The sequence below is a fragment of the Lacinutrix sp. 5H-3-7-4 genome (genome assembly GCF_000211855.2).
Classification (GTDB): Bacteria; Bacteroidota; Bacteroidia; order Flavobacteriales; family Flavobacteriaceae; genus Lacinutrix.
Window position 1 is genome coordinate 707,001 of record NC_015638.1, and the last position, 23,737, is coordinate 730,737.

The following is a 23,737-nucleotide window of genomic DNA, read 5'->3' on the forward strand; positions in this document are numbered from 1 at the left end:
CATAAATGCGTCGAAACTAACACAGCTTAATTTGCTATGACCTTTAGTGATATATGAAAAGATATATAGACATAATAAAAAATGCGTATTCTGGTTATTGGAATTATCTTAAAAACGAGATTATAACCATTAATCATTGGGATAACTTTTTTTATGGCCTAATTGTAATTTCAATTCTAGTTTGGATATTAGAAATTGCATTTCCATGGCGTAAAGACCAATCTATTTTTAGAAAAGATTTTTGGTTAGATACGTTTTATATGTTCTTCAACTTTTTTCTTTTAAATTTAATAGTACTTATCGCATTAACAGATACTGCTGCAAACTTTTTTGATGATATTCTAGGCTTAGTTGGTTTGTCTATTTCTAATTTTCAATTGTTTGATGTAGACGAGTTACCATTATGGTTAGGCTTACTTATCTTTTTTATTGTTAGCGATTTCACACAATGGAATACGCATAGACTATTGCATCGTGTTCCGTTTTTATGGAACTTTCATAAAGTACACCATAGCGTAAAAGAAATGGGCTTTGCTGCACACTTACGCTACCACTGGATGGAGCCAATAGTTTATAAATCTTTACTCTACATACCAATTGCAATAATTGGTGGTTTTGACGCTAAACACGTGGCTATTGTTCACTTTTTTAGCATAACCATTGGACACTTAAACCATGCTAATCTAGGTTGGGATTATGGTGTTTTAAAATACGTATTTAATAACCCAAAAATGCACATTTGGCATCACGCAAGAGAATTGCCTAAAAAAGGAAGTTACGGTGTGAATTTTGGCTTAACTTTAAGTCTATGGGATTATTTATTTAACACAAATTACGTACCTTATAATGGTAAGGATATTGAGTTAGGATTTCATGGAGATGAAGACTTCCCAAAGGATTTTGTTAGTCAGGAACTGTATCCTATAAAATTTAAAAAATAAATCTATTTATGAAAAAATTACTTTTTTTAGCTTGTGTTGCTTTAACCTTAAACAGTTGTTTTTCGGCTAAAGGTTTACCGGTAAAAACAGTGGATACTGTAAGTGAAAATTCACAAACAGAAAGCACAACAACTACACAAACAGTAGATCATGCTCAGTTTGATGCTTTGCTAAAAAAATACGTCGCTAAAAATGGCGATGTAGATTACAAAGGTTTTAAAAATGATAGCGATAAATTAAACAGTTATATTAATTACCTGGAACAACAAACACCGTCTAAAGCTTGGAGTGTAGAAACACAACTAGCTTATTTTATTAATGTTTACAATGCCAATACCATAAAACTTATAATAGAAAACTATCCTACAGAAAGCATTAAGGATATTGACAAACCATGGTTAAAAAACAGATTTAAAATAGGTGATAATGAATTTTCTTTAGCGGGATTAGAAAATGGAATTTTACGTAAAATGAATGAACCTAGAATACATTTTGCTATTAATTGCGCATCAACCTCATGCCCAAAATTATTAGATGAAGCTTATACTGAAGCTAATGTTATGGCATTAATGGAGCGTGCCACAAAAGAATTTATAAACAACAATTCTAAAAACCAAATAGCTTCAGATAGCATTAAAATCTCTGAAATATTTAAATGGTATAAAAGTGATTTTACTGAAAACGGTTCTGTTATAGACTATATCAATAAATACAGTGATACCAAAATAAACGCCAATACCAAAGTAGAGCATTTAGATTATGATTGGAGTTTAAATGAACAAAACTAAACAGCTAATTATTTCGTAAATGATTCTATGATTAGCATAGTAATTCCTATTTTAAACGAAGCAGACAATATTGAAAATTTACTTTTTCATTTAATTGATAATGCTTCATTACAAAACATTCAAGAAATAATTGTTGTCGATGGTGGCAGTACAGATGGTTCTCAAGAAATTATAAAAAATCTTGATTTAAAGGTAAAACTTATAAATTCTGAAAAAGGAAGAGCCAAACAAATGAATACTGGAGCAAAATTAGCTTCTGGTGAGATTTTATATTTTTTGCATGCCGATTCTTTTCCGCCAACACATTACGATAAATATATTATAGAAGAAGTAAAACAGAATAACCAAGCTGGTTGTTTTCGTTTAACTTTTAATAACAACCATTGGTGGTTGCGCTTAGCCAGTTGGCTTACACAATTTAAGTGGCGCGCTTGCCGTGGTGGTGACCAAAGCCAATTTATTACCAAAGCCTTATTTGAAGATATTGGTGGTTTTGATGAAAGCTATATTATTTATGAAGATAATATCTTAATTAATGAACTTTATAAACGCAACGAATTTGTTGTGATTAATAAAAAAATTGAGACATCAGATAGGTTATACAAACGTCACGGCATTTGGAAATTACAATACCACTTTTGGACAATTTATGTAAAAAAATGGTTTGGTGCTAGTGCCGAAGATTTATGTGCGTATTATAAAAAACACATTGCTTAAATTCTAAGTATAAAAAACTAATGCGAATCGTTAAAAGATTTTGGGTTTCTTCCTTTTTCATTAGCATACATTTTTTGTACCTCATCACTTTGTATTACAGCTTTTGTATCTAAATTTATAGCAGACACTTTTCCTGTAAAAGCAGCGCCAGTATCTACATTCCACACATTTATAGCTTGCATTGGTTCTGTAGAATTAAATCGGGTTGTTGGTGTATGCCCAATATAAATTTCTTTGTAGTGTTTTAATCTGTTTGGATAAAGTGCTGAGTCTTCTTTTATACCTTTATCCATAACTAAAGCCATTTCCCAAAGTGTTCTATCTGTATAAAAACTTTTTTCAAAAACTTCTTTTTCTACACCATGCATAGAAGTAAAACCAGCATGCAAAAATAAACGGTTGTTATGGTCTATAAAATAAATTTTCATGTCTTGAAAAAACTCAAGATGCTTCTGTTTTTCTTCTTCCGAAAAACCATTATAACTCTCCACAGTACCTTTTCCTCCATGCATTAACCAAGCATCATTAGTAGCTCCAGATTTCAACCATTTTTCACACCAAACATCATGATTTCCTTTTATAAAAACACAATTATATTTTTCTGAAAAATAAATTAAATATTGAATAACTTGAGCCGATTCGCTCCAACCATCTACATAATCACCAAGAAAAATAAAGTGATCGTTCTCTTGTATTTCAATACGCTCTAATACTTGTTCTAAAGCTTTTAAACCGCCATGAATATCTCCAATGGCAAATGTTCTATGTAATTCCATAATTATAATTTATAACAAGTTATAAATATTATCATTCTAATACTAAAAACAAAAAATGAAAGATTAAGAAAATTTATAGAAAAGGTTAATTAAAAATATTGCCCAATGCCAAAAACCAAGCCTTGTGTATCTCCTTTAGTTACGCCATAACCGTAATCTATTCTAAAAATAGCATTAAAAATACGTTTATGTATAAATCGCAAACCAACGCCTGGATAAACTCTAATATTATCGGCTTGCCCAAAGTCACCTAAATCGCCTCCAGGATTTCGCCAAGATCCAGCGTCTAAAAAAGCATTGCCTTGCAAAGCAAACCAGTTTTTCTCGTATAACGTGTAACGGTATTCGGTATTTAAAACAATTGCTCCAGTACCTCTATCTATGGTATTACCTACACCACGAATATTAATATTATTATCTACCGAAAACGGAGCAAAAGGTGTGTCGCTATTAGTTGCAAAACCTATACGTAAACGCGATGCCCAATTGCCTTTATTCATCACTTTTTTATAATAATTAAAATCGTTCCAGCCTATTACAAACTCTGGTAAATCTTCATTTCTAGATGTTACATATTGAAGGTTTAGTATGCTTTTAAAACCTTCTACATATTGGTAATCGTAATCTAAATTACTAAACTCGTAAATGGCTTTATAAAGCAACTTTTTTACATTTAAATTTAATGGTACGTTGGGATTTGTAGCTCCAAATTTATATTCATAATCTTCAGTAAAATAGTTTACTCCTAATTCTATTCTGTTATTAAAATTAATCTCATATAATCCTAAAATTTCAAAAGCTTTATTTCTGTATTTATAATCGGCAGTAGTATTATCGAAAAAAACAGGTTCTTGAGTTGTTAAATCTTGATGGTTTATTGCCAGACCAAATTGCCTACTAAATAAGTATGGTGCTCTAAAGTTTATACCATAAGAACTGTAAATATCTTTTTGGTAAAATCCGCCAAAAGTTATATTTCTTCCTAATAAATTAAATTCGTACAAACCTATTCTATAGGCAAATTCATCATCATTAGTTGTATAAAAATTTACCGATGGTATGATTGTAAAATTTTCTTCAATATTATAAAACACATTATAGGTTTCATCATGACTTTTAAATACTTGATAATAAGCATGTGCTACTGCTGGTAATCTTTTTAAGCGTTTAATATCTTCTTCAAGTATTGTAGAATCTAATACTGTTCCTGCTTTTGCTCTAGAAATTTTTACAACAAATGAGCTTTTTATTTTTTTATTGCCTTGCACTTTAAGATCTAAAATGGTTTGACTTTGAGCTAAAAGTAAACCAGATAAAATAATACTTAATGTTAGTGCAAAGGTTTTCATTTGTGTGATTTAAAATGGTTTTTTATTATGGCTTCTACTGGTTTATTTTGAGGCGTAAATTGGCTGTCGTTTTCACCGCCAACCTCATCATGGGCGTGAAACCATTTCCAAATAAAACCACCAGCAAACCAATCTTCTTTCCAAAAGGTTTCAAACAAAGCTTTAGTGGTATTATTTTGTGCTTCTAAATTTACAGTGTTCATACTACGGTCTGAAACCCAAGGTTGTTTACCTGCATAATCAACACTTCTATAACCATATTCTGTAAACAAAATTGGTTTTTGGTAAGTATCATAAAACGATTTAATTACTGTTTTATGTGTTTTCCAACCTTCTAAACATTCTTCAACTGTTGGTGTTTTACTATCGCTTACAGGAAAATAAGCATCAATACCAATATAGTCTAACTGTTTCCAAAATGGTGTACGTTTATACTCATCCCAATTTGCGGCGTAGGTTAATTTTCCCTTATATATTTTTTTAATTTCAGTAATTAAGTTACTCCAATATTCTGGCCTATTGGCTACAAATTGTTCTAGTTCTGTTCCAATACATAGTATTTCTGCGTTTATTTCTTGGGCGGCTTCAGCGTATTCTAAAATAAAATTAGAATAAGAGGTTTCAAGTGTTTTCCAATCGGCTTCTGTTTTCATTTTCAAATAGCCTGTAAACTCACCATTTCTAATCCATATTTGCGGTTTTACCATAATTTTTATGCCTTTAGCCTGAAGACTTTCAGCATATTGCTTAACGCCAGCTCTAGTTTCTCCAAACCATTGCCTGTTAGAATTGTGCCTTAATTCTGGATTGTCTAAACTTTGTGTAAAACCAAATGGCATAATTGCCGCATAATTTGCATGTACGGCTACAACAGGATTAGTATGCTCGTCTGTTACCGGTACACCTGAGGCTACAAAACTTACACCATTAATTTTTTCTTGACCATTACATGATTGCAACAGTACGATTAATGATAAAAAAAGGAGTTTAATATATTTCATTATTTATACTTACAATTAAACTCCTAATTTACTACTATTAATTAATTTTAAAATAATGCTCTTAAACCTAAACTGTATGTACTACCTAAACCTTGAAAACTATGACCTCTTACTATTTTACCATAAGACGCTTCAATATTTAATGTTTGCGTAAGTTGGTATTTACCACCAAATCCTAATTGTGTGTAGTTTTGAGAAAAATCGTTTCCTAAGTCTATTAAAAAGGCTTGTTGTGCATTTACAAATACTGTAGATTTTCCTGATGGAAAATAACTTAAAAAAGCACTTACTGGTAAAAACATACTGTTATTAGCAAAACGCTCACCAATATTCACTTCCTCTGAGTTAGCTTCGCTAGCCTTTTCTCCAAAATTAAAACCAAAATCGGCTTCTGTAAATATTTGCCAATCGCCACCACCAAATGTTTTGTCATAGAAAAATTTTGTCTCCCAAAACACACTTCGCTTGTCTAAATATCTTGCTCCAGGTTCGTCTTTAAATATTGGTAAATACACAGAACTTGTAAACGAAAAATTAGGAATATTTGCAAAAGGCTGCACTCTAATGGATGGTGCAATAGTTGTTAAACCACTTCTGGAATCTATGCCATTATTTTCGAAACTAAATACACTAAACGCATCTTGACCATTAAATGTATTGGCTCTAACCTGCAGAATTAAACCAACATTTATTCTAGAATTATTACTAACTCCTGTATATATCTCGGTCGTGTTTGTAAAAAAGTTTTCTCTTAATATATCCTGCGCATCACTACCAGCATCTGTTTGTTTGGTTTGCGTATATAGACTATTAAAAAACTTGATATCCCATTGTCCTTTGTTTAATAATTTTGATGGTGTATACGTTTGTATATTACTTTCTGTTTGTTCTTCCGTTTCTTGAGAAAAGCTCAAAAATCCTATAGTAAAAGCTATAAATAGTAAGGTTGTTTTTTTCATTTAAAGGTGATTTTTAGTATTAGTTAGGGAATTTATGTGTTAGCAACATGTTGTTATTGCTTGTTTATATTCCAATTATATTCAAAATAAGAAAGCTTATAGTCTGTTGGAATTTTAGCAGTTCTAAAACTGTTTAGGTATTCTATTTCAGACTTGCCATTTACAGTAAAATCTTCTTTATACCATTCTAATATTTTAGAACCTTTTACCTGTTTCTTTTTGTTGTTTACCTTAATAAAATAGTCTCCATTTATGGCTAATGTGGCTTGCTTTTGTAACTGTGCTTCTAATGTACTTGGCAAATAAGCTTTATTAATTAATGGCGGACAACCAACAGCACCACACACTAAAACAAAATGAAAACGGGCATCTTTAAACTGGGCTCTTAACAAATCGTTTTCTATGCTATTTAAGGTTACTTTTTTTCCAGCTAAATTGTATTTTGTTTTATCAAAAAAACCTTTATCGCTTAAAGGCGAGCTTGTTGGATAATTATCAACTAAACCTTTAATAACCGAAAGATTATAAGCATTTATCCAGAAGGCTTGATAGTTTTTAGCATCGGTTTTAGATACTGTAATACCTTCAGCTGTTTTTAAAACTTCATTTAATGCAGAAGGTTCTTTTTTTATTTCAGAATAAGCGACTCTTCCATTTTTTACATAAGTTTTAAAAAAAGAATCTGCTTGTTTAAAAAAGGTTTCTATAGTTTGCGCTTCCGCAGAAAAACCTCCCAAACTCATTAATATTATTACTATTATTTTTTTCATAAAACGAAATGTTAAAATGTTTACAATTGAAAATTAAGTCTGAAACATTTTTAAAAACTTTCAAAAACTGAAAAAAAAAATCTTTTTAAACACTATTCATAATTTATATTTATTCTAAATACCACTTCGCGATTAAGTTTTTATCTTTAGTCACGACCTAACAAAAAAACAAAACTTAAACTATGGAGCATATTGTTATTATTGGCAACGGAATTTCTGGAGTCACAACAGCACGACATATTCGAAAAAATTCCGACAAAAAAATTACAATTGTTTCTGCAGAGTCCGATCATTTTTTCTCGCGTACTGCACTAATGTATATTTACATGGGTCACATGACCTACGAGAATACTAAACCTTATGAGGATTGGTTTTGGAAAAAAAATAGAATCGAACTTAAAAACGGTTATGTTAAAAATGTAGATACCGCTGCTAAAACATTACATTTTAATAATGGTGATACTTTACAGTATGATAAACTGGTTCTAGCTACAGGAAGTAAACCTAACAAGTTTGGTTGGCCAGGCCAAGACCTCAATGGTGTGCAAGGTTTATATAGTAAACAGGATTTAGAAACTTTAGAAGTAAACGCACCAAATAATGAAGTATGCAATAGAGCTGTAATTGTTGGTGGTGGATTAATTGGTATTGAATTAGCAGAAATGCTAATGACAAGAAATATTCCTGTTACTTTTTTAGTTCGCGAAAGTAGTTTTTGGAATGGTGTTTTACCAAAAGGTGAAAGTGCTATGATTAATAGACATATTGAAAGTCACCACATAGATTTACGCTTATCCACTAATTTAAAAGAAATTAAAGCCGACGAAAATGGCCGTGTAAAATCTATAATTATCGAAGAAACCGGCGAAGAAATAGCTTGTAATGTTGTAGGCTTAACTGCTGGTGTAACACCAAATATAGATTTTTTAAAATCATCTAATATTGAAACAGATAGAGGTATTTTAGTTAACAAATATTTAGAAACAAACATACCAGATGTTTATGCTATTGGCGATTGCGCACAACAGCATGAAGGCATTGGACAACGCAGACCAATTGAAGCGGTTTGGTATACAGGACGCATGATGGGAGAAGTTTTAGCACAAACAATTTGTGGTAATAAAATGGCATATAATCCAGGACACTGGTTTAATTCTGCAAAATTTTTAGATATCGAATACCAAACTTACGGTTGGGTTTTTAGCGAAAGAATTAAAAAAGATAACGAGTCTCATTTCCACTGGAAACATGAAGACGATACAAAATGTATAACTGTAGCTTATAACAATACTACAAATACATTTTTAGGTATAAATACTTTTGGTATTAGAATGCGACATGAAGTTTTTAACCGTTGGCTTACCGAAGAAAGAGACATTGACTATGTGATTAAAAATTTAGCAACAGCTAATTTCGATCCAGAGTTTTTTAGTCATTTTGAGAAAGACATCATTCAAGCATACAACCAACAATTACAAACAGCCTAACCTAAACAAAATGAGTAATAAATTAAATCACAATATGTCTTTAGCAAATGCAAAAGACTTATCTACAAAACAAAAAATAGCCTCTGGAATAGGTGTTCTAGGACTTTTTATATTGGTTTTAGCCTTTTTAAATGTTGGTTTCACCAACAAGGTCTTATGGCTTACATTGGCTCTTGGACTTATAACTGCTGGTACCATTTGGTTTACAAACCTTGCTTATTTAGGTAAAAGTAAAGGCATAAAAAACGATGGCGTTTGGTTTAAATCTATATCGTCTCGAGGCATTATAGGCTGGATAACCGGTGTAGTAATGACTGCTTTTTATATTGTACTTTATTTTAAAGCTGGCTGGCTAGGTCTTGGTGCAGATGGCGCTCCAAACACTGGTTTGGTTGCACTTTTCGATCCTTTAAGTAAAATATTAAGTGGTAATCCTGCAAGCCAATGGTTTGTTTATGGAACACTCTATACCATTGCTATTTTAGTATTTGGTTATAAATTTATAATGAAATACCGCCATAACCGTTACGAACAAATTAGAACAGGATCTGTCATGTTTTTTCAGCTTGCATTTGCCTTTTTAATTCCAGAATTTATGGCGAGGTTAAATTCCGATAGTTTTAAATTACCTTACTACGACCTTAAAAATATCTGGCCACTTAATTATTATAATTTTGAGCAATATAGAGTAGACGAGTTTATTAGCGCAGGAACTGTTGGTACCGCATTACTAATTTTTGGTTTGGTTTCTATATTTGTTATTACTCCTATTTTAACTTTTAAATACGGTAAACGTTGGTATTGTTCATGGGTTTGTGGTTGTGGTGGTTTAGCCGAAACTGCTGGAGATCCTTTTAGACACTTAAGTAACAAAAAACAGTATGCTTGGAAAGTAGAACGTTGGGTAATACATAGTGTTTTAGTATTTGTAGTGTTAATGACAACTGCTGTTGTGTACTCATACTTAGGTGATGATTCTAGCAAATATTGGCTTACAAAAAACGTGTTTTTATTTAGTGTTGCAGGAATACTAACATTAGTATTTGCATTAACTATGATTTTTAAACGCCAAGAACTTGGTAAAGACGCTAAGCTTGGAGCTATAGGTTACTTTGCTATAATTATGGCATTAATTGGTATACACTTTTTTAGTGGTAACGGTAATGTGTTTTTATTTGAGGCCGAAACACTTCGAAGCACATATGGCTTTTTAATTGGTGCTATATTTTCTGGAGTAATTGGAACAGGCTTCTACCCTATTTTTGGAAACCGTGTTTGGTGCCGATTTGGATGTCCAATGGCAGCAATACTAGGATTTCAACAACGCCTTTTTTCTAAATTTAGAATTACAACTAATGGTGGACAATGCATCTCTTGCGGTAATTGTTCTACTTATTGCGAAATGGGAATAGACGTTCGTGCTTATGCACAAAAAGGCGAAAACATTGTACGTTCTAGCTGTGTTGGTTGTGGTGTTTGTAGCGCTGTTTGCCCACGTGGTGTTTTAAAATTAGAAAATGATAGTATGGATGGCAGAATTAATCCTAAAGAAATTCTATTAGGAAACGATGTTAATTTAATGGATTTGTTAAACAACAAATAAAATGAAACACTAAGCTTTTTAAAAATGAAAGTCGCCATTTACATATTCGTTTTTTTATTCAGTTTTAATGCTTCCGCAGAAAAAATATATAATAAAACTTTTTATGATAACGGAAACATTAAAGCTGAAGGTTGGACAGAAAATAATTTAAAAACAGATTATTGGAAATTTTACCACAGTAATGGTAACCTAGAAAGCGAAGGCCATTTTAAAAACAATAAACCCGTTAAATATTGGTACTTTTACACTTTTAACGGAAAGAAAAAAAGCGAAGGCCATTATTTAAAAGGCATAAAAGTTAATTGGTGGTTGTTTTACGATAAAAACGAAAACATAAACCATAAATGCCAATTAAAAAACAATGTAAAAAATGGCTACTGCTTAATGTACAAAAACAACAAGCTTATTGCTGCTGCAAAGTTTTCCGAAGGAAAAAAAATAAAAGAATGGAGAGACTTTTCATCCTTTAAAAAAGAAAATAAATTGAGCGATCTTAAATGACCAATATAAAAGTCATCATTCCTGCTTATAACGAGCAAGATTCTATTACAAACGTAATAAACGACATCCCTAACATAGTAAACGAAGTTATTGTAGTAAACAATAATTCTACAGACCTAACCGCTGCAAATGCAGAAAAGGCAGGAGCAACAGTACTTACCGAGAATAATCGTGGGTATGGTTATGCCTGTTTAAAAGGTATGGACTATATAGCAAAACTTCAAGTTAAGCCAGATATTATAGTATTTCTAGATGGTGATTATAGTGATTACCCAGAAGAATTGACCAAAGTTGTTGCACCAATATTAAATGATGATATCGATTTTGTAATTGGATCAAGAGTTAAACGACTTAGAGAAGGTAACTCCATGACACCACAACAAGTATTTGGTAATTGGTTAGCAACCTTTTTAATGCGATTATTTTTTGGTGCTAAATTCACCGATTTAGGACCGTTTAGAGCCATAAAATACAATAAGCTTTTAGCATTAAATATGGAAGATAAAACCTATGGTTGGACTGTAGAAATGCAGCTAAAAGCTTTAAAGCAAAAACTAACTTATGTAGAAGTTCCTGTACGTTATAAACAAAGAATAGGTGTTTCTAAAGTGTCCGGAACAGTAAAAGGTACTATATTTGCTGGCTTTAAGATATTAGGTTGGATTTTTAAATACAGTTTTAAAAAGTGATTTATTTAAATACATTTATTATAATTATTTACTCTGTAGCATTAGTGCTTATTTTTATGTACGCATTAGCACAGTTAAATTTGTTGTTCAACTACATTTCTGCACAAAAGAAAAAAGTAAAAACACCTTATTTAGATTTTAATAATCCAGAGCAAGTACCACACGTAACCATACAACTTCCTGTGTATAACGAAGAGTATGTAATGGAGCGTTTATTAGAAAATATTGCTTTAATAGATTATCCAAAAAACAAATTAGAAATTCAGGTATTAGACGACTCTACAGACGAAACAGTAGAATCTACAGCCATAAGAGTACAAATGCTAAAAGACCAAGGTTTAGACATTGTACATATTTGCCGTACAAATCGTGAAGGCTTTAAAGCAGGAGCATTAAAAGAAGGTTTAGAAGTTGCAAAAGGCGAATTTATTGCCATTTTTGATGCCGATTTTCTACCAAAAAAAGATTGGCTTAAAAAAACCATTCCACATTTTATAGACCGTAATATTGGTGTTGTACAAACACGTTGGGGACACATAAACCGAAACTATTCTACCCTAACAAAAATACAAGCATTCGCTTTAGATGCCCATTTTACACTAGAGCAAGTAGGTCGTAACTCTAAAGGACATTTTATTAATTTTAATGGTACCGCAGGCGTTTGGCGCAGACAATGTATTATAGACGCTGGAAATTGGGAAGGCGACACATTAACCGAAGATTTAGACTTAAGTTACCGCGCACAACTAAAAAACTGGAAATTTGAATACCTTGAAGATGTTGTAACTCCAGCCGAATTACCTGTTGTAATTAGTGCAGCGCGCTCACAACAATTTCGTTGGAATAAAGGTGGCGCAGAAAACTTTAGAAAAATGATGACTAGAGTTTTAAAAAGCAAAAACATTTCGCCAAAAACAAAACTGCACGGTTTACTACACTTATTAAACAGTACCATGTTTTTAAACGTACTAGTAGTAGGTATATTAAGCATACCAATGCTTTATATTAAAAACGAATATGCACACCTAAAACCATACTTTTATGTTATGAGTTTCTTTGTGTTAAGCACCATTATTTTCTTTGTTTGTTATTGGTTTATGTATAAACGATCTTATGGCGGCGGCTTTAAAAACTTTATTCGCTACATAGGTATGTTTTTTACCTTTTTCTCAATAGCAATGGGCTTTAGTTTACACAATTCTATAGCCGTATTAGAAGGTCATTTTGGAAAACGAAGTGAATTTGTACGCACACCAAAATTTAATATAAGTTCTATAAAAGACAGCTGGCAAGGCAATAAATATTTAAGAAAAAACATCTCTAAAAACGTAATTTTCGAAGGGCTTTTAATGCTCTATTTCGCCTTTGGAATGTACAGTGCATTTGTAGTTGGCGATCAAGGTGGCGATTTTGGTTTATTTCCATTTCACCTTATGTTATTTTTAGGTTTCGGTTTTGTATTTTTTAAATCATTAACCTCAAAAGCATAGTATAAAAATATTTTGGGCGTTACCTAAAGGTCGCGCTTTCACTACTCGCTCTTTTTGTAAAAAAAACAAAAAGGAGCTTAAACAAACCGTTCAATCGCTAACGCATAGTCATGTTTAATTCTGCAGTATTTAAAGCTAACAAACTCCCGATTTTACTTACAATTGTTAGTGCTGTTTTATATTTTACATTTGCCTATAACTTAGAAAGAACAGCACACTTTAAGCTTGTTTCTATTTATGTAATATTATTTACAAGTTTTTATTTTTTAATAAAAAACAATAAAGTAAATACTAATTTTCTAACAGCAATAGCCTTTTTATTTCGGGCTATATTTATACTATCCATACCTAATTTATCGCAAGATTTTTACCGCTTTATTTGGGACGGACGCTTAATACTGCAAGGTATAAATCCATATTTATACACACCAGAATCCTACATCTCTCAAGCACAATATCCTGTAGCACAAGCACAAGAACTCTACAATGGCATGAGACAACTAAATGCAAGCCATTTTACAAACTATCCACCAATAAACCAGTTATGCTTTATTATAGCAGGCGTATTTGCAGGAAAAAGTATAGTTGGCTCTGCTATGGTATTAAGACTATTAATTATTGCTGCCGATTTTGGAATTCTCTATTATGGAAAAAAACTTTTAAAACAATTAAAACTGCCAGCCCGCAATATATTCTGGTATATATTAAATCCGTTTATAATAATAGAACTTACAGGCAATCTGCATTTTGAAGGTGTAATGATTTTCTTTTTAATTTGGAGTTTATATCTTTTACATGCTGGAAAATGGAAATGGGCAGCAGTTGTTCTTGCTTTATCTATTGCTACTAAATTAGTACCACTTATGTTTTTACCATTGTTTTTCTGGTGGTTTTTAAAAAAGCAAACAATTAAAAATTTTATAAAACTCATTACATTTTATACCATAGTTTTAGTTACAACACTATTACTATTTGCTCCATTTTTCTCATCACAATTTATAGACAATTATGCCAAAACTGTTGGACTTTGGTTTAGTAATTTTGAGTTTAATGCAAGTATTTATTATATAGCAAGAGCTATTGGCTATTGGTTTAGAGGTTATAATGAGATTGCTGTAATTGGTAAAGTTTTACCAGTTATTACAGTACTTTTTATTCTTTACATATCGTTTTTCAAGAAAAACACAAGTTTAAAAAAACTAATTACCGCTATGCTTTTTAGTTTTACAATCTATTTGTTTTTAAGTACAACTGTACATCCATGGTACATTGCAACTATACTTATGCTAAGTGTATTTACAAATTACAAGTTTCCATTGGTGTGGAGTTTTATTGTAATAATAAGTTATCTCGCTTATGCAAATACAGATAACACCGAAAATCTCTGGGTTATTACTCTAGAATATGTAGTTGTTTTTAGCGTATTTATTTGGGAGCTATTAAAACAAAGAAATAAAACAGTAATTGAAGCTGTTTAACTTTAGAACATTTTATATAAATAAGTTACAATAACACCTTTACCTTCTTCAAGAGTAATACGTAACATCTCGGTTTTTTCTTCTATTTTTAAATTAAACGGAGAAGCTAATAAATCTATTCCGCTTTGTTTTTTTAATCTTGTGCCTTGACCAGAAATAATATCTTTATTTGCTACAAAATTACCATTAGGAATATGTTCTGTAATAATTACATATTTATAATTGCTTAATTTATTTGCTATATTTTTAACTTCTTTATTAGATAAATGCTGTAAAACCTGCCTAATTAAAGCGCAATCTCCTTTTGGTAAATTATCTACTGCAATGTCTAAACACTTAAATTCTAGATTAGGTGCTTCAAAAACATCTTCATTATAGTCTATTAACTCTTTTACAATATCAACAGCAATATACTTATTAGTAAATTTTACTAATTTTTTTCCAATATTAAAATCACCACATCCTAAATCGCAAATAACAAGTGGTGTTTTAAAAGCTTTTAAAAAGGCTGTAACAACCTTTATATAAGGTTCTATAATTTCTGATTTATGCGAACCTTCACCAGAATAAAAGGCAGTATTATTATTTCCCCAAAGGTTCATTTTATATACTTGGTCCATTGCATCTTTAGTTGGCCAGGCTTTTTTATTTTTCTTTGGTTTTGGTCTATTCACTTTCAATTAGAGATTAAAATCTATATTTTTTAATTTGTAAAATTAACTAAAAGTCTATTACAAAAAAAAAGCTACCTTAATGGTAGCTTTCTTTCATTCTTCTTTTTCTTTCTCAATATATTTTAAGCTCTTACTTGAACCGATTTTATTACTGGATGTGAACTTACAACTTCCGGTCTTTTTGTGGTTCTAATTTCTGATAAATGATTCATTAAAACCTCGTATGCTTCTTGCGAATACGAATTTGAACGAATAATCTGCATATAATTATAATGGTGATCTTTATCTATTTTTTTACTTTCTTCAAGTAACATATTAATATTATAATCTAAAACTGAAGATTTTAAATCAAACCATAATCTAGATAAACCTCCATTTACACTTCCTTTTTCTTGAGGAAGTACGCCTATTTCCATTAACAAATCTGAGATTTCTTCTGAAAATTGATTAAACATACTAATACGCTCTTTAATAAAATTTTTAATTGCGTCGTTATTAGATTTTTGTAATAATTGCTCATAAGCAGATTCTGCATCATGGCTAGCTCTAAGTGCATTTTGCAATGCTTCGGCTCCAACTTGGTAAGTGATTGTATTGCTCATAATAATCTAATTTTTGTTTAACTTAATATTATAAAGATATAGACAGTAATTTAACATTTATCTTAAATATTTTATAATTAGCACAGCTTTAACATTTAAAAATTAATAAGACTCAAAAATTATTTTTTAATACTAAAAAAGCCACATAAAACTATGTGGCTATAAAACGTTTAGAGCTTATAAGATTATTTAATTTTTTCTAACTTAATGATTGTTAACACTTCAACCTCATCATCAAATCCGTCTTCATCTGTTTCTGTTACTGTTGTAGATGTATAAGTTACTTTAAAATTTTCTCCTATTAATTCATCAGACTCTAAATCGAAGCTTGCTAACACATCTTCTTTTATTTCTTGAAAAATAATAGTTCGCTCATCTCCTTCATTATTTGTATGTATAAAATTATAACCATAATCTTCTACACCATCATACACTGCTTTAATTGTTAAAGGTTCTTGTGTAATACTTTTAAAACTAGATAGAGTTAATAATAAAACACCTACCAATACTAACGCTATTTTGTTTTTTGCTTTCATTTTTTTTGTTTTTATTATTTATTAATATTTAAATCACAGCACTTTACTGTTTGTTTTCGGCTATTTAATTATTTTCAGGAGCAACATATCAAACACTTCAATTACAATTAAGATTATAATAATCCATTCTAATCTACTGCTTTCTTTATGGTCCATTATGTCTTTAAAAAGCTCTAAGTTTTCTTTAATAATTTCTATACGCTCTTGAATTAAGCGGTATCTATCTTTTAAATCGAATGTTTTTTTAAGCTCGATATTTAGCACATTTAACTCTTCTACTTCCCATGTAATTTCTGGAGAGTCGAATATGTAAAGATTTTCAGAGATTCTATTTTTAATGTTAAGAGTCTTGCCTATAAATCGTTTAAGTTTATTTCCAGAAATATCTAACTTTCCTTTTTCTTCTAGGTATAATGTATGCTTGTTGGTTTCTACTAAAAGTGTTTCGGTAATTTCAGAATAACGGTTTAATGCTACAGATTGAGACGTGTTTAGCATTACTAAACGAATCATTTCTTCATTTAGCGTTGGTAACTCTACGTGACTAAACTGTACTTTTAATGTTTCTGGTTTAATAATTACTTCTGTTTCTTCAGAAAGTTTTTGAGAAAAATAATTTGTACAAAAAGGTTTAATTTTTGTTAAGCAGCTTTTTATTATTGTTTCTTCAACATTAAAAAAACTTACAATTCCATATTGAAATATATAGATAAAACTATCTTGAGATGTTTTATAATATAGCTCGTCACTATCTTGAAAAAGCAACTTCCAAGACAGTTGCTTTTGGCTTTCTTTTATATTGATAGTACTTGCAACCTGGTAGGCTACGACGTTATACATTAGAAATCATCACTATTTTCGTCCATTTCTGGATCTTGTATCGCTTCTGGATCATTATCATCAAAATCTTCATAATCGTCTTCATCATAATTTTCCATTGTAGCCTCTAATTTGGTACTTACTTTTACTAAATACTTAGTGTCTTGGGTAATTAGTTCTACAGCTTCTACTAGCTCGTTTTTTGCATTTTTAAAAGCAACTATATGTCTATCGTCATAACCGTCTGGAAATTTCTCTACCAACATGGCTAAAATTTCTGGTGTTAACTTTTTAAAATCTACAATAACGCGTTTTAAATGTTCGTGTCTGTTTTTCATAATTATTGGTTTAATAAGTATGCAAAAATTAACGGTGCTACAATAGTAGCATCACTTTCTATTATAAATTTTGGTGTGTCTATATCTAGTTTTCCCCAAGTAATTTTCTCATTTGGTACTGCACCAGAGTATGAGCCATAACTTGTTGTAGAATCACTAATTTGACAGAAATAACTCCAAAATGGAGTTTCTGGTCTTTCCATGTCTTGATATAACATTGGTACTACGCAAATAGGAAAATCTCCTGCAATTCCGCCTCCAATTTGAAAAAAGCCTATTCCATTTTCTGAATTATCTGTATACCAATCTGCTAAAAAAGTCATGTACTCAATACCAGATTTCATTGTACTTGCTTTAAGTTCGCCCTTAAGCACGTAGCTTGCAAAAATATTTCCCATTGTACTGTCTTCCCAACCTGGGCAAACTATTGGCAGGTTTTTTTGGGCCGCTGCATACATCCATGAATCTTTTAAATCTATTTCGTAATACTGCTCTAAAACTCCAGATAATAACATTTTATACATATACTCATGCGGTAAATAACGTTCTCCATTAGCTTCGGCATCTTTCCAGATTTTTACAATATGTTGTTGTAGCCTTCTAAATGCTTCTTCTTCTGGAATACAAGTATCTGTTACACGGTTTAAACCTTTTTCAAGTAAATCCCACTCATCTTGTGGTGTTAAATCACGATAATTAGGTACACGTTTGTAATGAGAATGTGCTACTAAATTCATAATATCTTCCTCAAGGTTTGCACCTGTACAAGAGATTATTTGAACTTTGTCTTGTCTTATCATTTCGGCAAAACTTTTACCAAGTTCTGCAGTACTCATTGCACCTGCTAATGATACTAACATTTTAGCTCCACTTTCTAATTGTGCTTCGTAACCTTTTGCTGCATCAACTAATGCTGCTGCATTAAAATGCAAATAGTGTTTTTCTATAAATTGAGAAATTGGTCCTTTAGTATTCATCGTCTTCGTTGTATTTAGCACTGTTATTTTTTTGTTTTACATTCTCGTAAGCATTGTCGTAATCTGCTTCGGCATCATCATTTTCAAATTTATAGCTTAGCATTTTGTAGTATAATTTTGCGGCTAAAAAATCTGAAGATTTATCAATTTTATTTGGGCATAACTCGACAATATCAAAACCTACTACATTTTTCTCTGCGAATACTTGCTTTAAAAATTCTAATGTTTCATACCATAATAAACCGCCAGGTTCTGGTGTTCCTGTACTTGGCATTATTGAAGGATCGAATGCATCTAAATCTATAGTGATAAATACATTCTCGGTCATTTGATCTACTGCACTATCCATCCAAGTATCATCTATAGCCATTTCATGTGCAAAATATGTTTTCTCTTTGTCCATTACAGTCGTTTCTATAACATCCATAGAACGAATACCTACTTGAATTAGGTTAGTTGTTTGGCTAGCCTCGTAAACTGCACAGGCATGGTTACATTTTGAGCCTTCGTACTCCTTACGCAAATCTGCATGCGCATCAAGCTGTAAAACTGTTAAGCTTGGGTACATTTCATTAAAAGCACGAATAGTACCTATAGAAATAGAGTGTTCTCCTCCAAATATGGTAACAAACTTATTTTTTTTAATGTACTTTTTAGTTGCTTTATGCACAGCATCTACCATTGCTTCTGGCGAAGTATTTTCTGTTACAGCATCTGCCAGATAAATACCTTGTTTGTAAACTTCGGTTTCTGTTTCAATGTCGTATAGCTCCATATTTTCTGAAGCATTTAAAAATGCATCTGGACCTTTATCTGCGCCTTTTTGCCAAGTACTTGTACCATCGTAAGGCACAGGTATTAATACAATTTTTGATGTTTCAAGTTTAGAGAATTCTTCTCCAATACCTGCATAAGTTTTAGTTTGCATAACCTAAAATTTTAAGTAAGTCTTCACTTTTTTGTTGTTCGCTAAATAGTTTTGTTGTAATGTTTCCGTCTTTATCTTTATTTATTAAAATGTGTTTTGGCGACGGTATTAAGCAGTGTTGCAAACCTCCAAAACCTCCTATAGTTTCTTGGTAAGCACCTGTATTAAAAAACCCTATATATAAAGGTTTGTCTTTATTATATTTTGGTAAATAAATGGCATTCATGTGTTGTTCGCTATTATAATAATCATCACTATCACAGGTTAAACCTCCAAGCAAAACACGTTCATAACTAGACTCCCATCTATTTATTGCTAGCATTATAAAACGTTTATTTATAGCCCATGTATCTGGAAGAGTTGTTATAAACGATGAATTTATCATGTTCCATTTCTCACGATCGTTTTGTTGCTTTTGGTATAACACCTCGTAAATTGCTCCACCACTTTCACCTACTGTAAAACTTCCAAATTCTGTAAATATGTTTGGTACATCTACTTCTTCTTCCTCACATGTAAGTTTAATTTGGTTTACAATCTCGTCTACCATATACTCATAGTCAAAGTCGAATGCTAATGAGTTTTTAATAGGAAATCCACCACCAATATTTAAGCTATTTAAGCTTGGACATATTTTTTTTAAGCTTGTATATACTTTTAAACATTTTTGTAATTCATTCCAGTAATAAGCATTATCACGAATACCTGTATTTATAAAAAAGTGCAACATTTTAAGGTTGACCTTTTCATTGTTTTGAATTTTATTTTTGTAAAAAGGAACAATGTTTTTGTAGCCAATTCCTAAACGTGATGTATAAAACTCGAACTTAGGTTCTTCTTCTGATGCTATACGAATACCAATGTTGTAATTACCTTTTATTTCTGCAGACAACAAATCTATTTCTTCGTAATTATCGATAATTGGAATACAGTTTTTTTGTCCGTTATTAATTAACCTTGCAATGTTTGTTACATACTGTGCACGTTTAAAACCGTTACTTATAACAAATGTTTCGTTTGTTATTTTGCCTTCTGCTTTTAGGTTCTCTACAATATCAATATCGAAAGCAGATGATGTTTCTATATGAATATTATTAGTTAATGCCTCGTTTAAAACATGCTTAAAGTGTGAGCTTTTTGTACAATAGCAATAATTGTAAGTTCCTTTATAATCATGTTTTTCTATAGCATTTGCAAACCATTGTTTTGCTCGCTGTATATTATTTGATATTTGTGGCAAATAGGTAAACTTTAAAGGCGCACCATATTCTTCTACCAATTTCATAAGATCAATATCATGAAACTGAAGTTGATTTTTTTCAAGTTTGAATTCTTCTTGAGGAAAATCAAAAGTTTGATTGATTAAATCAATATATTTTGTATTCATTATAATTTTTAAAAAACGTTAAGATTTAGTTTAAAAAACAACATTTAATGCTGTTGAAAATAAATTAAAACGTTCCTCTCAAACTTGTATAATTAAGTCTGTTGTAGGTACAAAGCCATAGTAGTGTTGGCTTGCAACTATTGAAGTAAAAGCGGAAGTTAGCTCTAAAATTCGGTTACTTAAACGATAAGCTGCTTTTGAGAATGACTTCCTATTGCTCAAAAACCCGAACATATAAACACGGTTCAATTTGTTCAGCTATATTATATACTTGTTAAAGTAATAATATTATAACGATGCAAATGAAATACTTTTTTTTGAATTTCAAATTAATTTTATATTATTTTTTAATTTATTTCTTAATTACTTGATTTACTGATTGTTTAAGCCGTAATAATTTGTAGATTTAAGGTTAAAACAACACTATGAAACCATATTATTTTATCTTTTTTTTGATTTTTTTTCAATGTAAAAACAACATTGAAAGTAATTCTATACAAGATGATACTATTGAAAACTCGGTGAATACAATGTGGAATAATTTTACTAAAGCAAATCCTGAGTATAAAACTGAAGCTGTTCCAGATTCTTGGTTTTTTCACGACAATAAAAGTGATGCAAATAGGTTAGCACAGCTTACTTTAAATGGAAAAAAAAGAGCCAGTTCTGGTTTATATTTATGGTACAAAGAGGCAAATGCAGGTTTACCTAAGGTTGGAACAAAACAAATAGTTACCAATTATAACGGGCGCGCCATTGCTATAATTGAAACTAAAAAAGTAGATACTATACCATTTAGTAATATCACTAAAGCTTATGCTGCGTTAGATATGGGAACTACTATAGAGCCACTTAAAAAGTGGAAAAATGCACATTGGGCATTTTTTACAAATGCACTAAAAGAAAGTGGCAAGCAACCTACACAAAACATGCTAGTGGTTTGTGAGGTTTTTGAAACTATTTGGCCAATAAAAAAGTAATTATATAAAGGGAATACTTTACATCATCATAAGCGTTTGTACTTCTTGCTCTGTTAAAATTTTCCAATTTCCTCTTGGAATATCTTTTTTAGTTAAATGAGCAATTTGTACGCAGTCGATTTTTACTAATTCGTATTTAAAATAATCGAAAATTGTATGTAAAATTGTATTTCCCGTATTTTTAATTTTAATACCTATTTCGTTTTTTCTATTATCTACGTAATCTATTTCTTCAACATTTATTTGTTTGCCTTCAATACGTAAACCTTCACGAATTTTCTTTAAATCTTCTAATTTTAAATTTTTGTCTAGTTCTAAATGAAATAAACGCACAACGCCTTTATTAGAGTTTGTAAACCTATCTACAACTTTATCGTCGTTTGTAAATAATAAAAGACCAGTAGAGTTTCTACCTAAACGACCAATTGGCTTTATACGAGAACTTGTTGCATTTGCAACCAAATCCATAACCGTTTTACCTTTGTACTCACTTGTTGTTGTAGCAAAGCCTTTAGGTTTATTTAATAAAACATAAGCCTTTTTTTCTGGATTTATTCGAGCACCATCGTAACGCACCTCATCTTCCAGCTTTACTTTATAACCCATTTCTGTAACTACTTTACCGTTTACAGTTACTAATCCTGTTGCAATATGAACATCTGCATCTCGACGAGAACAAATACCGGCATTAGCTACATATTTATTTAAACGAATCTCGTTAGAGTTACTCGCTTTTTTTGGTGAAGATTGCTTTTTAATTGGAGCATTACCACGAGCAAAACTTTTACTTTTAACATTTCCTGCACCTCTACCAGAAGATTTGCTATTTCCAGATGCTTTAGATTTTCCTTGACGTTGTCCGCTTTGTTTACTCATGACTTAATAATTTAATACTCAACAATTTTTGAGGGTGCAAAGATAGTTTATAATTTGAGAAATTTAGATAAATTCTCATGAGATTATAAACACACCCAACAAGCTAAAGTTAAGCAAAATTAATCGTTATATTCTACTGTAGATTGCCTTTCTCTATTTACTGTTAATTTGGTAACGTCTGGCCTTGAATAATGACCAACGGGATCGAAATTTTGGCGTTCTTCGTATACACGATTAAAATCTATAGTTTGTATAATTAACGCTTCAGTATTAATAACTGGTTCTAAAATCCATTCGCCATCTGGTCCTGCAATACAACTACCTCCATTAGCCAATGTTTCTGGACAGTTTTTTAGTATTTTATCTCGATGTGGTATTTGTTTTGGAAATTTATCTTTGGTCATTATACTAGATACCGAAACTACAAATGAGCGTGATTCTCTTGCAATAAAACGTGTAATATCTTTAGTATTATGGTCACTTCCTGGCCAAACTGCTATATGTAAATTTTCACCTAAACCATATAATGCCGTACGTGGCAATGGCATCCAGTTTTCCCAACAGTTTAAACCACCAACTGTAAATTGCTTTAATTTATGCACTTTTAAACCATTTCCATCACCTGGAGACCATGTTAACCTCTCATCATAGGTTGGTTGTAGTTTTCTGTGTATAGATTGTATTTCTCCATGTTCGTTAATGTAAACCAAAGAGGCGTAAATTGAATGTCCGCCACGGTTTTTAGCACGCTCCATAATACCTAAATATACTGCTATTTTATGTTGTTTTGCTAACTCGCAAACGGTATCTAATTCGCCATCTTCGACTTGAATAGCGTTTCTAACATATTCTGCATGCAATTCTTTATTCACTTTTGTATTCCATTCTGCTCCACCAGTTAATGCCAACCAAAAAGGATAACCAGGTACTAAAGCTTCACCAAAAACTATAAGTTCGCAACCTAACATTCCTGCTTCTACTATTGTATCTTCAACTTTTTTAAGTGTTTCAACTTTATTTAATAGCACAGGAGAAATTTGTGCCATCGCTATTTTTAAGGTGTTTTTCATT

At 31.1% G+C, this 23,737-nt stretch carries 25 protein-coding genes; 10 read left to right on the top strand and 15 right to left on the bottom strand.

Going from position 1 to position 23,737, the window contains the following annotated elements:
- The first annotated feature begins 53 nt into the window (after positions 1 to 53).
- Genes LACAL_RS03210 through LACAL_RS03220 form a run of 3 tightly spaced genes read left to right on the top strand, consistent with a single transcriptional unit; the run spans position 54 to position 2,446 of the window.
- Positions 54 to 941 (top strand): sterol desaturase family protein, encoded by an 888-nt coding sequence (locus LACAL_RS03210; protein ID WP_013869263.1) that lies wholly within the window; start codon positions 54 to 56, stop codon positions 939 to 941.
- Positions 942 to 949: 8 nt separating this feature from the next.
- A complete protein-coding gene (locus LACAL_RS03215; protein WP_013869264.1) occupies positions 950 to 1,729 on the top strand; it encodes a DUF547 domain-containing protein in 780 nt (259 codons plus the stop codon).
- A gap of 27 nt (positions 1,730 to 1,756) precedes the next feature.
- Positions 1,757 to 2,446, top strand: coding sequence for a TIGR04283 family arsenosugar biosynthesis glycosyltransferase (locus tag LACAL_RS03220; RefSeq protein WP_013869265.1), 690 nt, complete (start codon positions 1,757 to 1,759; stop codon positions 2,444 to 2,446).
- A 17-nt stretch (positions 2,447 to 2,463) separates the two neighbouring features.
- Here LACAL_RS03220 and LACAL_RS03225 read toward each other — a convergent pair whose 3' ends face one another.
- The 5 genes from LACAL_RS03225 to LACAL_RS03245 form a co-directional block, all read right to left on the bottom strand.
- The gene (locus LACAL_RS03225; RefSeq protein WP_013869266.1) at positions 2,464 to 3,222 is read right to left on the bottom strand and encodes a metallophosphoesterase family protein; all 759 of its coding nucleotides are present in this window, start codon (positions 3,220 to 3,222) and stop codon (positions 2,464 to 2,466) included.
- A gap of 89 nt (positions 3,223 to 3,311) precedes the next feature.
- Positions 3,312 to 4,571, bottom strand: a complete 1,260-nt coding sequence (locus LACAL_RS03230) for a hypothetical protein (protein WP_013869267.1) — start codon at positions 4,569 to 4,571, stop codon at positions 3,312 to 3,314.
- On the bottom strand, positions 4,568 to 5,572 hold the full coding sequence (locus LACAL_RS03235) for a glycoside hydrolase (protein ID WP_013869268.1): 1,005 nt from the start codon (positions 5,570 to 5,572) through the stop codon (positions 4,568 to 4,570). The genes LACAL_RS03230 and LACAL_RS03235 overlap by 4 nt, the downstream gene beginning before the upstream one ends.
- Positions 5,573 to 5,619: 47 nt before the next feature.
- Positions 5,620 to 6,531: a hypothetical protein gene (locus LACAL_RS03240; protein WP_013869269.1), complete on the bottom strand. Its 912-nt coding sequence runs from the start codon at positions 6,529 to 6,531 to the stop codon at positions 5,620 to 5,622.
- A gap of 53 nt (positions 6,532 to 6,584) precedes the next feature.
- Positions 6,585 to 7,301, bottom strand: a complete 717-nt coding sequence (locus LACAL_RS03245) for a DUF547 domain-containing protein (RefSeq protein ID WP_041301271.1) — start codon at positions 7,299 to 7,301, stop codon at positions 6,585 to 6,587.
- A 182-nt stretch (positions 7,302 to 7,483) separates the two neighbouring features.
- Between LACAL_RS03245 and LACAL_RS03250 the strand changes: the two genes are divergently transcribed.
- From LACAL_RS03250 to LACAL_RS03275, 6 genes are all read left to right on the top strand, one after another.
- The gene (locus tag LACAL_RS03250; RefSeq protein ID WP_013869271.1) at positions 7,484 to 8,788 is read left to right on the top strand and encodes an NAD(P)/FAD-dependent oxidoreductase; all 1,305 of its coding nucleotides are present in this window, start codon (positions 7,484 to 7,486) and stop codon (positions 8,786 to 8,788) included.
- Between the two features lie 10 nt (positions 8,789 to 8,798).
- Positions 8,799 to 10,391, top strand: coding sequence for a 4Fe-4S dicluster domain-containing protein (locus LACAL_RS03255; protein WP_013869272.1), 1,593 nt, complete (start codon positions 8,799 to 8,801; stop codon positions 10,389 to 10,391).
- A gap of 24 nt (positions 10,392 to 10,415) precedes the next feature.
- The gene (locus LACAL_RS03260) at positions 10,416 to 10,892 is read left to right on the top strand and encodes a toxin-antitoxin system YwqK family antitoxin (RefSeq protein ID WP_013869273.1); all 477 of its coding nucleotides are present in this window, start codon (positions 10,416 to 10,418) and stop codon (positions 10,890 to 10,892) included.
- Complete coding sequence (locus LACAL_RS03265) at positions 10,889 to 11,581, top strand: glycosyltransferase family 2 protein (protein WP_013869274.1); 693 nt, start codon at positions 10,889 to 10,891, stop codon at positions 11,579 to 11,581. The genes LACAL_RS03260 and LACAL_RS03265 overlap by 4 nt, the downstream gene beginning before the upstream one ends.
- Before the next feature lie 56 nt (positions 11,582 to 11,637).
- Entirely contained in the window at positions 11,638 to 13,071 is a 1,434-nt protein-coding gene (locus tag LACAL_RS03270) for a cellulose synthase family protein (protein ID WP_049791534.1), read from the top strand.
- A gap of 110 nt (positions 13,072 to 13,181) precedes the next feature.
- Entirely contained in the window at positions 13,182 to 14,549 is a 1,368-nt protein-coding gene (locus tag LACAL_RS03275; RefSeq protein WP_013869276.1) for a glycosyltransferase 87 family protein, read from the top strand.
- Between the two features lie 2 nt (positions 14,550 to 14,551).
- On the opposite strand, the gene LACAL_RS03280 is transcribed toward LACAL_RS03275, so the two are convergent.
- From LACAL_RS03280 to LACAL_RS03315, 8 genes are all read right to left on the bottom strand, one after another.
- On the bottom strand, positions 14,552 to 15,223 hold the full coding sequence (locus tag LACAL_RS03280) for a class I SAM-dependent methyltransferase (protein WP_013869277.1): 672 nt from the start codon (positions 15,221 to 15,223) through the stop codon (positions 14,552 to 14,554).
- A 122-nt stretch (positions 15,224 to 15,345) separates the two neighbouring features.
- Positions 15,346 to 15,825, bottom strand: a complete 480-nt coding sequence (locus LACAL_RS03285; protein ID WP_013869278.1) for a DUF2383 domain-containing protein — start codon at positions 15,823 to 15,825, stop codon at positions 15,346 to 15,348.
- A gap of 185 nt (positions 15,826 to 16,010) precedes the next feature.
- Positions 16,011 to 16,361 carry a hypothetical protein gene (locus LACAL_RS03290; RefSeq protein WP_013869279.1) on the bottom strand — a complete coding sequence of 117 codons (351 nt, stop codon included), beginning with the start codon at positions 16,359 to 16,361 and terminating at the stop codon, positions 16,011 to 16,013.
- A gap of 60 nt (positions 16,362 to 16,421) precedes the next feature.
- On the bottom strand, positions 16,422 to 17,201 hold the full coding sequence (locus LACAL_RS03295) for an RMD1 family protein (protein ID WP_013869280.1): 780 nt from the start codon (positions 17,199 to 17,201) through the stop codon (positions 16,422 to 16,424).
- On the bottom strand, positions 17,201 to 17,518 hold the full coding sequence (locus LACAL_RS03300; RefSeq protein ID WP_013869281.1) for a hypothetical protein: 318 nt from the start codon (positions 17,516 to 17,518) through the stop codon (positions 17,201 to 17,203). Before LACAL_RS03300 ends, LACAL_RS03295 begins: the two co-directional genes overlap by 1 nt.
- Before the next feature lie 2 nt (positions 17,519 to 17,520).
- Positions 17,521 to 18,495: a deoxyhypusine synthase family protein gene (locus LACAL_RS03305; protein WP_013869282.1), complete on the bottom strand. Its 975-nt coding sequence runs from the start codon at positions 18,493 to 18,495 to the stop codon at positions 17,521 to 17,523.
- On the bottom strand, positions 18,485 to 19,423 hold the full coding sequence (gene speB / locus LACAL_RS03310; protein WP_013869283.1) for an agmatinase: 939 nt from the start codon (positions 19,421 to 19,423) through the stop codon (positions 18,485 to 18,487). The genes LACAL_RS03305 and speB overlap by 11 nt, the downstream gene beginning before the upstream one ends.
- A complete protein-coding gene (locus LACAL_RS03315; RefSeq protein ID WP_013869284.1) occupies positions 19,413 to 20,810 on the bottom strand; it encodes an arginine decarboxylase in 1,398 nt (465 codons plus the stop codon). The genes speB and LACAL_RS03315 overlap by 11 nt, the downstream gene beginning before the upstream one ends.
- A 425-nt stretch (positions 20,811 to 21,235) precedes the next feature.
- On the opposite strand from LACAL_RS03315, the gene LACAL_RS03320 reads away from it, so the two are divergent.
- Positions 21,236 to 21,790, top strand: coding sequence for an ASCH domain-containing protein (locus tag LACAL_RS03320; RefSeq protein WP_013869285.1), 555 nt, complete (start codon positions 21,236 to 21,238; stop codon positions 21,788 to 21,790).
- Between the two features lie 18 nt (positions 21,791 to 21,808).
- Here LACAL_RS03320 and LACAL_RS03325 read toward each other — a convergent pair whose 3' ends face one another.
- Positions 21,809 to 22,666 carry a pseudouridine synthase gene (locus LACAL_RS03325; RefSeq protein WP_013869286.1) on the bottom strand — a complete coding sequence of 286 codons (858 nt, stop codon included), beginning with the start codon at positions 22,664 to 22,666 and terminating at the stop codon, positions 21,809 to 21,811.
- Positions 22,667 to 22,785: 119 nt separating this feature from the next.
- Positions 22,786 to 23,736, bottom strand: coding sequence for a carbon-nitrogen hydrolase family protein (locus tag LACAL_RS03330; RefSeq protein ID WP_013869287.1), 951 nt, complete (start codon positions 23,734 to 23,736; stop codon positions 22,786 to 22,788).
- Position 23,737 lies beyond the last annotated feature (1 nt).

Excerpts from the sequence above, each read along its gene's own strand:
- LACAL_RS03210 (WP_013869263.1), top strand. The coding sequence starts at position 54 with ATGAAAAGATATATAGACATAATAAAAAATGCGTATTCTGGTTATTGG.
- LACAL_RS03215 (WP_013869264.1), top strand. The coding sequence starts at position 950 with ATGAAAAAATTACTTTTTTTAGCTTGTGTTGCTTTAACCTTAAACAGT.
- LACAL_RS03220 (WP_013869265.1), top strand. The coding sequence starts at position 1,757 with ATGATTAGCATAGTAATTCCTATTTTAAACGAAGCAGACAATATTGAA.
- LACAL_RS03225 (WP_013869266.1), bottom strand. The coding sequence starts at position 3,222 with ATGGAATTACATAGAACATTTGCCATTGGAGATATTCATGGCGGTTTA.
- LACAL_RS03230 (WP_013869267.1), bottom strand. The coding sequence starts at position 4,571 with ATGAAAACCTTTGCACTAACATTAAGTATTATTTTATCTGGTTTACTT.
- LACAL_RS03235 (WP_013869268.1), bottom strand. The coding sequence starts at position 5,572 with ATGAAATATATTAAACTCCTTTTTTTATCATTAATCGTACTGTTGCAA.
- LACAL_RS03240 (WP_013869269.1), bottom strand. The coding sequence starts at position 6,531 with ATGAAAAAAACAACCTTACTATTTATAGCTTTTACTATAGGATTTTTG.
- LACAL_RS03245 (WP_041301271.1), bottom strand. The coding sequence starts at position 7,301 with ATGAAAAAAATAATAGTAATAATATTAATGAGTTTGGGAGGTTTTTCT.
- LACAL_RS03250 (WP_013869271.1), top strand. The coding sequence starts at position 7,484 with ATGGAGCATATTGTTATTATTGGCAACGGAATTTCTGGAGTCACAACA.
- LACAL_RS03255 (WP_013869272.1), top strand. The coding sequence starts at position 8,799 with ATGAGTAATAAATTAAATCACAATATGTCTTTAGCAAATGCAAAAGAC.
- LACAL_RS03260 (WP_013869273.1), top strand. The coding sequence starts at position 10,416 with ATGAAAGTCGCCATTTACATATTCGTTTTTTTATTCAGTTTTAATGCT.
- LACAL_RS03265 (WP_013869274.1), top strand. The coding sequence starts at position 10,889 with ATGACCAATATAAAAGTCATCATTCCTGCTTATAACGAGCAAGATTCT.
- LACAL_RS03270 (WP_049791534.1), top strand. The coding sequence starts at position 11,638 with ATGTACGCATTAGCACAGTTAAATTTGTTGTTCAACTACATTTCTGCA.
- LACAL_RS03275 (WP_013869276.1), top strand. The coding sequence starts at position 13,182 with ATGTTTAATTCTGCAGTATTTAAAGCTAACAAACTCCCGATTTTACTT.
- LACAL_RS03285 (WP_013869278.1), bottom strand. The coding sequence starts at position 15,825 with ATGAGCAATACAATCACTTACCAAGTTGGAGCCGAAGCATTGCAAAAT.
- LACAL_RS03290 (WP_013869279.1), bottom strand. The coding sequence starts at position 16,361 with ATGAAAGCAAAAAACAAAATAGCGTTAGTATTGGTAGGTGTTTTATTA.
- LACAL_RS03295 (WP_013869280.1), bottom strand. The coding sequence starts at position 17,201 with ATGTATAACGTCGTAGCCTACCAGGTTGCAAGTACTATCAATATAAAA.
- LACAL_RS03300 (WP_013869281.1), bottom strand. The coding sequence starts at position 17,518 with ATGAAAAACAGACACGAACATTTAAAACGCGTTATTGTAGATTTTAAA.
- LACAL_RS03305 (WP_013869282.1), bottom strand. The coding sequence starts at position 18,495 with ATGAATACTAAAGGACCAATTTCTCAATTTATAGAAAAACACTATTTG.
- speB (WP_013869283.1), bottom strand. The coding sequence starts at position 19,423 with ATGCAAACTAAAACTTATGCAGGTATTGGAGAAGAATTCTCTAAACTT.
- LACAL_RS03315 (WP_013869284.1), bottom strand. The coding sequence starts at position 20,810 with ATGAATACAAAATATATTGATTTAATCAATCAAACTTTTGATTTTCCT.
- LACAL_RS03320 (WP_013869285.1), top strand. The coding sequence starts at position 21,236 with ATGAAACCATATTATTTTATCTTTTTTTTGATTTTTTTTCAATGTAAA.
- LACAL_RS03325 (WP_013869286.1), bottom strand. The coding sequence starts at position 22,666 with ATGAGTAAACAAAGCGGACAACGTCAAGGAAAATCTAAAGCATCTGGA.
- LACAL_RS03330 (WP_013869287.1), bottom strand. The coding sequence starts at position 23,736 with ATGAAAAACACCTTAAAAATAGCGATGGCACAAATTTCTCCTGTGCTA.